General features: G+C 68.9%; 2 protein-coding genes. Both read right to left on the bottom strand.

From position 1 onward, the window contains the following. Positions 1-51: 51 nt before the first annotated feature. Positions 52-4,371, bottom strand: coding sequence for a GH92 family glycosyl hydrolase (locus ACFWY9_RS44010; RefSeq protein ID WP_378341687.1), 4,320 nt, complete (start codon positions 4,369-4,371; stop codon positions 52-54). A gap of 173 nt (positions 4,372-4,544) precedes the next feature. Continuing rightward, positions 4,545-5,801 carry a glycosyltransferase 87 family protein gene (locus ACFWY9_RS44015; RefSeq protein WP_378341688.1) on the bottom strand — a complete coding sequence of 419 codons (1,257 nt, stop codon included), beginning with the start codon at positions 5,799-5,801 and terminating at the stop codon, positions 4,545-4,547. Between the last annotated feature and the right edge of the window lie 101 nt (positions 5,802-5,902).

Genomic DNA, 5,902 nt, shown 5'->3' on the forward strand with positions numbered 1-5,902 from the left:
CCTTACGGGCGTCAGACGCCCGTAAGGTGGCCTTAACGGCATGTCAGCCGCCTACAGTGCCGAGCACTGGCCCGCGGCGGGACCGCGGACGGTGTTGCCCAGCGCGTAGTCGGTCGGCGCGGGCGTGTTGCCCGTGCAGGCCAGCGGACCGCCGATGGAACTCGACGTCACCACCGGGCCCCGGTTGCCGGTCAACGCCAGCGGGCCGCCGATCTCGGCCCGCTCGATCGACACCGTGCCGGTGGACCCGGTGATCGACACCGGTCCGCCCACCTTCGTCCCGACCAGGACGACCTGGTCGGCGCCCGAGGCCGACAGCGGCCCGGAGATCGTCCCGCCGTGTGCCACCAGGCTCGCCCCCCGCGCCACCGTCACCGGGCCGGTCACCGTCGCGTCCTCCAGGCACGTCGTGCCGCCCGACACCGTGAGCGGGCCTTGGTGGGTGCCGGTGACGGTCTGCGTGCACGCGGCGTCCGGCTTGCCGAGCAGCTCGACCTCGGACAGCGACGCCGTCCCGCCGGTGGTCGCGGTGACCTCCAGCCGGTAGTAGCTGTAGTGCGCGGGCTTGGCCACCTTGAACGACCGCGTCTGCTGCCGCCAGGCGAACGACTGGTTCGCCTGCTCGTCCGCGACCGCCCACGTCTTGCCGTCGTAGGAACCCTTCAGCACCCAGCCCTGCACGTCTCCGGCGCCCTTCGGCGAGGTCAGCGTGTAGTGCGTGACCGCCTCCTTCGACGACTTGAGCTGGTACTGCACCGCACCCGTGACACGCGCTTCGGTCCGCGACGTGTTGTCGAACAACGCCGAGGCGTCCGAACCGTCCGAAGTGGACACCGTGCCCCTGCCGGGCCCGGTCTCGTCGTGCAGCGGTGCCGGCACCGCGTCACCGGTGGTGATGGACTTCGGCGCGTCGTTCGGGCCGGTGCCCCACTTCGACGGGTTCGGGCCCATCTCGAAGTCGAGCGTCCCGCCACGAGCCAGCAGGTCCTGCGACAGCGACGTCGAGGTGTAGGGCTTGCCATTCACCTTCAGCGACTGGACGTAGACGTTCTTCGCGTTGTTCTTCGGCGCGTTGATCACCAGGTCCTTACCGCCGCCGAGGTGAATCGTCGCCTTCGTGAACAGCGGCGAACCGATCGCGTAGTCCGGGCTGCCCATCTGCAGCGGGTAGAAGCCCAGCGCGCTGAAGACGTACCAGGCCGACATCTCGCCGTTGTCCTCGTCGCCCGCGTAGCCCTGCCCGATTTCGCTGCCGCTGTAGAGCCGCGAGAGCGCTTCGCGCACCTTCGCCTGCGTCTTCGACGGCTGACCCGCGTAGTCGTACATGTAGAGAATGTGGTGCGAGGGCTGGTTGGAGTGGCCGTACTGGCCCATCCGCACGTCCCGCGCCTCCCGCATCTCGTGGATCGTCCCGCCATAGGAGCCAGGGAAGTTCGCGGTCTCCTGATCGGCGAAGAACGCGTCCAGCTTGGCCGCCAGTTTGTCCTTGCCGCCGTAGAGGTTGGCCAGGCCCTGCCCGTCCTGCGGCACGGTGAAAGCCATGTTCCAGCCGTCGGTCTCGGTGTAGTCCCCGCCCCACACGCGCGGGTCGTACTCGGCCTTCGACCGGGTCGGCTTGCCGCCGGCGTCCTTGCCCTGGAAGAACCCGACGCTCGGATCGAACAAGTTCACGTACTGCTGCGCCCTGCTGGTGAAGTACTCGTAGTTCTCCAAGTACTCCGCCTTGCGCGGGTCGTTCGCCGCGGCCTCGTCATAGAGCTTCTTCGACAGGTTCGCGATGCCGAAATCGTTGACATAGCCCTCGATCGCCCACGAGAAACCCTCACCGGTGGTGTTGGGCGTGTACCCGAGGAAGATCGACTGGTCCAGCCCCTTCCGGCCGACTGCCGAGTTCGGCGGCGTCACCGTCGCGTTCTTCACCGCCGCGTCGTAGGCCGACTTGACGTCGAAGTTGCGCACACCCTTCAGATAGGCGTCGGCGAACGCGACGTCCGAGCTGGTCCCGGTCATCAGGTCCGCGTACCCGGGGGAGGACCAGCGGGCGATCCAGCCGCCGTCGCGGTACTGCTGCACGAACCCGTCGACCATCTTGCCCGCCATGTCCGGGCTCAGCAGCGAGTACGCCGGCCACGTCGTGCGATAGGTGTCCCAGAACCCGTTGTTGACGTACATCTGCCCGTCGACGATCTTCGACCCGGTCTGGGTCGGACTGTCCACACCGGACTTCGGTGACACCGGGCTCGCGTACCTGTACGCGGGCTTGTCGGTGGTGCCGGTGTTCTCGAACGCGGAGTTCGGGTAGAGGAACAGCCGGTACAGGTTCGAGTAGAGCGTCGTGAGCTGGTCCTTCGACGCGCCCTCGACCTCGATCACCTTCAGCTGGTCGTCCCACGCCCGCTGCGCGGCATCGCGCACCGAGTCGAACGTCGCCGCCGGGGTGATCTCCTGCGCCAGGTTCTTCTTCGCCTGCTCCACACTGATCAGCGAAGTCGCGATCCGCATCTGCACCGTCTTCTCGGCACCGGCGTCGAACCGCAGGTACCCGGTCACCTTGTCGCGGCCCTGCCCGGTGAGCTTGCCGCCCGCCGTGACCGGCTTGTCGAACGTCGCGTAGACGAACATCCGGCCCGCCCCGGCGGACGCGCCGGTGTCGGTGTAGCCGGACAGTGTGCCGGTCGCGGTGTCGAGTGTCAGCCCGCCCGAGTTGGTGGCGTTGTCGAAGACCAGGCTGGAGTCGTTGCCAGGGAAGGAGAACCGGAACATCGCCGCGTGGTCGGTCGGCGCGATCTCGGTCTGGATCCCGTTCTGGAACCGCACGCCGTAGTAGTGCGCCCGTGCCGTCTCGTCGCTGTGCTTGAACGGCAGCGCCCGCGCGTCGCGGTTCGCGTCCGGCACCCCGGCGGCCGCCGACGGCATCACCTGGAAGGCCTGCCGGTCACCCATCCACGGACTCGGCTCGTGACTGACACTGAACGCCTGCAACTGCGGGAGATTCTGGGCGTTGTTCTGCGAATGGTAGTTGTACAGCCACCGGGGTGTGCCGTTCTGGTCGGCACTCGCGTCGGTCACCGGGGTCCAGAAGTTGAACCCGTGCGGGACCGCCGTCGCCGGGAAGTTGTTGCCCCGGGAAAACGTGCTGTTCGCCAGCGTGCCGCGGGTGGTGATCACGTTGTCACTGGGCCGTTTGCTCGCCGGCGGCGTCGGCGTCGCGGATATCTTGACGTCGTCGAGCCAGCCCTGGAAGTTGCCGGGGCCGTTCGGGTTGTCGTAGCCGACCAGGATCCGCGAGATCGTCTTGCCCATGGCCACCGTGCCGATCAGCGACCGCACCAGGTTCCACTGGTTGGCATAGAGGATCTTGCTCGCTCCCTGGCCCTCCGGCGTCAGCGGGAAGCCGTACTGGTCGGTCGCGCCCAGATCGCGCAGGTAGGTGCCGTCGGTGAACGCCAGGTCGATCGCGACGTTCGTGCTCGGGTACTTCAGATCGCCGGTGATGAACTGCGGCTGGACCTTGTAGGACAGCTCCGTCGACGCGGTCACCGGGATGTCGACGGCGAAGATCCTGTTGTAGGACCAGCCGTGTCCGGTCGCGGTCTGGGTGCCCGAGTAGCGGAACGCCTTCGCCCCGGTGAACCCGGCGCGGTTCTTGTTCGTGTACCCGCTGGTCGGGCCGCTGTCGGTGAAGCTGCGCATGTTCGGCAGCGGTGGCGGCGCCGGATCGTCGTTGGCCAGCAGCAGCTCGGCGAGCTGCATGATCGGGGCGCCGTTGTTCGCGGTGACGTTCAGCCGGTAGAACTTGAACGCCGCGCTCGGCGCCGCGAGCTTGTAGCCCTTCTCCTGCAACCGCGCGGTGAACGACTGTCCACTTTGCTTGTCCACATCGGACCAGGCGGTACCGTCGTTGCTGCCCTGCAGCGTCCAGTCCTTCGGGTCCCGCTCCGGCACGTCGTTGGCCGAGGTCAGCGCGTAGTGCGTGATCGACGTCGGCGCCGAGAGCGCGATCTGCGCCCAACCGGTCGGCTGCCAGGACAGCCACTTCGTGTCCGGGGAGCCGTCGACCAGGTTCGCGACGACCTCACCGCCGCCCGTGTTCTCGTTGCTCGCGGTCGTCTCGGTCACCTTGCCCCGGATGTCGCCGGGGATCGCGGTCCCGTTCGCGCCGTTGACCCCCGAGGACCGCGGCTTGCCCGCCGCGTCGGTGTCAACGGTGTCGGTCCACGACGGCTGCGGATCCGACGGTTCGAAGGAGGAGGAGAAATCGGGGGGCTGGGTGTCCGCGGCCGCGGTACCGGTCGCCGGGAGAACGGCCAGTCCGGTGGCGGCGACCACGGCGACCAGGGTCGCGTGGACGGATCTGACGCTTCGGGGCATCGTTGCACCAAGCTTTCTTCCAAGGTCTGCGTGGCGCGCCGTGCGGGCGGGGGCCGGCGGCGCGAAGGAAGCGAAACCCGGTTCTGACATCGATGTCAAGACTTCGGGCGCAAACCTGGCCGAAAACGGACAGCGCGGGCCGTGCCCGCTGGTCCGTCGAGCGGACGACGGGATCAGGCGGAGCGTGTCTCGTGACAGTCCGGCGGCAACGGCGTCGCGGCGCGGCCGGGCGTCCCGGCGCGGAGCGCGAAGAACTGCCAGCCGAGGAAACCCAACGCCAGCAACAGGTAGCTGTTGCCGATCACATGCTCCAGCGGTCCCCAGGTCAGCTCGCGGAACCCCTGCGAGGGCAGGAACGAATGCGGCGCGACGACGAAAACCGCGACGACGGCCACCAGTCCCGTCACCGCTCGGCGGCTCGTGGCGCGGGCAGCGAGCAGGATGGTCGCGGGGACGATCCACACCCAGTGGTGCGACCACGAGATGGGGGAGCACACGAGCACCGCCGCCGCGTTCAGCAGGAACGCCGTCGGCCGGTCGGCCCGGAGCATGGCGCCCGCCGCGAGCAGCAGCGCGGCCAGGGTCGCGATCGCGACGAGGACGAGCGTGGGCACGGCAGGCAGCCCGAGCCGGTGCAGCGCGCCCTGGATCGTCTGGTTGGTGGCGAAGATCGAGCCGCTCATCCCCGAAGCCCCGGTCAGCCCGCCGCCGAACCAGTAGGCCCACGACGCCTGCGGCGCCACCACGAACCCGGCCAGACCCGCGGCCAGGAAGGTCACGACGGTGGTCACCGCGGCCCGGAAATCCCGCCTCAGCAGGAAAAACAGGAGAAAACCGGCCGGAGTGATCTTCACGGCCGCGGCCAGGCCCAGCAGCACTCCGCGCGGCAGGCGGGTCTTCGGTCCCAGACAGTCGAAGACCACCAGCGCCATGAGCACGAGGTTGACCTGTCCGAACCACAGCGTCTCGCGGACCGGTTCGAACGCGAGAGCCGCTGCCCCGGCGAGTACCGCGGCGAGGAGGGCGGTGCGGCGGGAGGCGTGTGGCCGGACCACGACGTAGACGGTCGTGCCCAGCGCCGTCAGCGAGATCCCGAGCATCAGCACGGCACCCACCGGCGTCGGCAGCACCGTGAACACGAGGAACACCATCGCCGCGAAGGGCGGGTAGATGAACGGCAGCGCGAATCCGCCCCGGGTCGGGGGAAGCGCGCCGTAGATGTCGTCGCCATGGGCCAGTGCCCGCGCGCCGAACCGGTACACCTCCAAGTCCACCGGCCACATCGTGCAGACGAGCGTGAGCACCCCGGCGGTCACCACCATCGCCGCCGTGAGCAGAGCGATCACCGCCCAGCGGCGAGTGCCGGCCTGATCGAGCCACTTGCACAGCACCCCGGCGAGCGACGCCGGCCCTTCTCGTCCCCGAATCACCCCGCGATCATCCCGGTGGGGTCGCGCCGCCGTGTCGTGGGGGCCAACGGCCCGGTGCCGGTCGCTCCCGCGGTGGGTGCGGTGGACCTGCCAACGAACCC

The sequence above is a fragment of the Amycolatopsis sp. NPDC059027 genome (assembly GCF_042739735.1).
In the GTDB taxonomy this organism is placed as follows: Bacteria; Actinomycetota; Actinomycetes; order Mycobacteriales; family Pseudonocardiaceae; genus Amycolatopsis.

Bases quoted from the DNA above. Each gene is read 5' to 3' on its own strand.
- ACFWY9_RS44010 (WP_378341687.1), bottom strand. From the start codon at position 4,371: ATGCCCCGAAGCGTCAGATCCGTCCACGCGACCCTGGTCGCCGTGGTC.